Here is a 3,231-nt window from a genome sequence, read left to right on the forward strand (position 1 = left end):
CCACCTATGCGATGTGGTGGATCCGCGCCTCGATCCAGGAATACATCCTGCGCTCCTGGAGCCTGGTGAAGATGGGCACCACGGCGGCGCAGAAGAAGCTCTTTTTCAACCTCCGCAAGGCGAAGAACAAGATCGGCGCCATCGAGGAGGGCGAGCTCCGCCCGGAGAACGTGGCGAAGATCGCCCACGACCTCAACGTCACCGAGGAGGACGTGATCTCGATGAACCGCCGCATGGCCGGCGGCGACGCGAGCCTCAACGCCCAGGTGCGCGGCGACGGCGACGGCACCGCCGAATGGCAGGACTGGCTCGAGGACGAGGAGGCCGACCAGGCGACCGCGCTCGCCGAGCGCGACGAGCTCGAGAACCGGCGCGAGCTCCTGCTCGAGGCGATGGGAACGCTCAACGAGCGCGAACGGCACATCCTGACCGAGCGGCGGCTCAAGGACGAGCCGGTGACGCTGGAAGAGCTGTCCCAGGAGTACGACGTGAGCCGCGAGCGGATCCGCCAGATCGAGGTGCGCGCCTTCGAGAAGCTGCAGAAGAAGATGCGCGAGCTGGCCGTCGAACGCGGCATGGTCCCGGCGGTCAACTGACCAGCCTTCGGGAAAGGTCGATATTTCATAAACTCTTGCGCGTTCAGTCTCGGCTAACGCATTAAGCTCCCGAAGGTTGATCCGCTGGCGCCACCCCCCTTAGGCTCCTCCCACCTCTTGGGGAATTGGGGGGTGGGGAAATGGCTTATCTGGCTTCGGTCCTTCGGACCGGGGACGCACGCGTCAACGGGCTGCTGTCCGGCTACGGATGGGGTGGCGGAAAGCTCACCTACAGCAATCCGAACGCCGCCTCGGACTACGGCCGCGGCTATTACAGCGACTACGACAGGGACGGACGTTCGGCGCAGTCGGACGGCTTTTCCAAACTCTCCTCGGCGCAGTACACCTCCGTCCGCACCGCCCTCGAGGGGGTCAGCAAGGCGAGCGTCGGCTTCTCGGTCGAGGGCTTCACCAAGCTTTCCGTGAGCTCGGCCGGCGCGGGCAGCGGGGCCGGCGACATCCGGGTCGCGAACACCCGCGACGTCTCCACCTCCTACGCCTACATGCCCGGCGCGGGCGTCGGCGGCGACGTCTGGCTGGGCGGCTCCGGCCGGGCGCCGAGGGCCGGCAACTACGACCACATGATCGTCCTGCACGAGATGGGGCACGCCCTCGGCCTCAAGCACACGCACGAGGGCTGGGGGGCCGGCAAGCTCGCCGCCAGCTACGATTCGCCCGAGTTCACCGTGATGACCTACCGACCCTGGGTCGGGGCGGCGCCGAGCGGCTACCATTTCGAGAAATGGGGCGCGCCGCAGAGCTACATGATGCTCGACGTCGCCGCGCTGCAGCACATGTACGGCGCCGACTTCACCACCAACGCCGGCAACACGGTCTACAGCTGGAAGCCCGGGAGCGGGCGGACCTACGTGAACGGGCAGGTCGGCATCGACCCGGGCGGCAACCGCATCTTCGCCACGGTCTGGGACGGCGGCGGTACCGATACCTACGATCTTTCGGCCTACCGGACGAACGTGCGAATCGACCTCGGGCCGGGGAAGCACTCGGTCTTCTCCAAGGGGCAGCTCGCCGACCTCGGCGGCGGGCCGAACGGCGGGGACGCCCGCGGCAACATCTTCAACGCGCTGCAATATCACGGCGACTCGCGGTCGCTGATCGAGAACGCCAAGGGCGGGTCGGGCCATGACGTGATCTACGGCAACCAGGGCAAGAACTGGCTGGCCGGCATGGCGGGGAACGACAAGATCCGCGGCTTCGGCGGCGCCGACACGCTGGTCGGCGGCAAGGGGGCGGACACCTTCATCTTCGGCTCGACCAGCGAATCGCGGCCCGGAGCGGTCGACAAGATCGTGGCGGGCCATGGGGCCGTCGCCTTCGAGCGGCCGGGGCGGGCGGCGGGCGACAAGATCGACCTGCACCTGATCGATGCCGACGTCACGCGCGGCGGGGACCAGGCCTTCATCTTCGGCAGCAGCAAGGCGAAGGGCCACCTGTGGATGACCGAATCGAAGGGGGTCACCTACGTCAACGGCAACGTCGACAACGACGCCGCGATCGAGTTCCAGGTGGCGATCCACGACGGCGCGGTGCGGGCGAGCGCCTACAGCGCGCACGACTTCTTCCTCTGACCTCCCCTGACCCGGGCCTTCGCCCTCTCGCCCCGGCGGGAAAGCCGCAGTAGGCTCCGGCGCAAGCCGGGAAAACGAGGGAGGAAGAGAGATGGCCGAGGGACGGGTTCGCTGGGGGGTGCTCGGTGCAGCGAAGATCGCCCGGGAGTGGGTGGTGCCGGGCATCCACATGAGCGACCGGGGCGAGCTCGCGGCGGTCGCGAGCCTGACGCCCGGCAAGGCGGCGGCGCTGGCCGCGCCCTATGGGGCGGTGCGGGTCCATGACAGCTACGAGGCGCTGCTCGCCGATCCGGGGGTGGATGCGGTCTACATCCCGCTGCCGAACCACCAGCACGTCGAGTGGACGGCGAAATGCCTCGAGGCCGGCAAGCACGTGCTCTGCGAGAAGCCGATCGCGCTCCGCGCCGGGGAGATCGACCCGCTGATCGCGCTGCGCGACCGGACCGGGCTGCTGGCGGCGGAGGCCTTCATGGTCACGCATCATCCGCAGTGGATCCGGGCGCGCGAGCTGGTGCGGCAGGGGGCGATCGGGGCGCTGCGGCAGGTGCAGGGCGCCTTCAGCTTCTTCAACGACGACCCCGGCAACATCCGCAACCGGGCCGACATGGGCGGCGGGGCGCTGCGCGACATCGGCGTCTATCCGTCGATCTCGACCCGCTTCGTCAGCGGCGAGGAGCCGCGCGGCGTCGCCCATGCGGTCATCGAGTGGGACCGGGGGATCGATGCCACCGCGCGGGTGGTGGCGGAATTTCCCGGGTTCTGGCTCGACTTCTACGTCTCGATGCGCATGGCGCCGCGGCAGGTGATGACCTTCCACGGCGACGAGGGATGGCTGTCGGTGCATGCGCCCTACAATGCCGGCGCCTATGGCGACCCGGTGATCGAGCTGCGCAACGCCGATGCGACGGTGATCTTCGAGCGGTTTCCGCGGTCGGATCAGTACCGCTCGCAGATCGACGCCTTCAACGCGAGCGTGCTCGACGGCGCGCCTTATGCCTGTCCGCTCGAATTCTCGCGCGGGAACCAGGCGATGATCGACATGATCT

Annotated in this window: 3 protein-coding genes; all 3 read left to right on the forward strand. The window is 68.3% G+C overall.

Annotated elements, in window-relative coordinates; translation table 11 throughout:
• On the forward strand, positions 1-596 hold a 596-nt coding region (locus Q0112_RS13090), incomplete at its 5' end, for an RNA polymerase factor sigma-32 (RefSeq protein WP_297975982.1).
• 140 nt (positions 597-736) lie between these two features.
• Entirely contained in the window at positions 737-2,185 is a 1,449-nt protein-coding gene (locus tag Q0112_RS13095) for a M10 family metallopeptidase (RefSeq protein WP_297975983.1), read from the forward strand.
• Between the two features lie 91 nt (positions 2,186-2,276).
• On the forward strand, positions 2,277-3,231 hold a 955-nt coding region (locus tag Q0112_RS13100; protein WP_297975984.1), incomplete at its 3' end, for a Gfo/Idh/MocA family oxidoreductase.

This window comes from uncultured Amaricoccus sp. (assembly GCF_937858865.1).
Lineage (GTDB): Bacteria > Pseudomonadota > Alphaproteobacteria > Rhodobacterales > Rhodobacteraceae > Amaricoccus.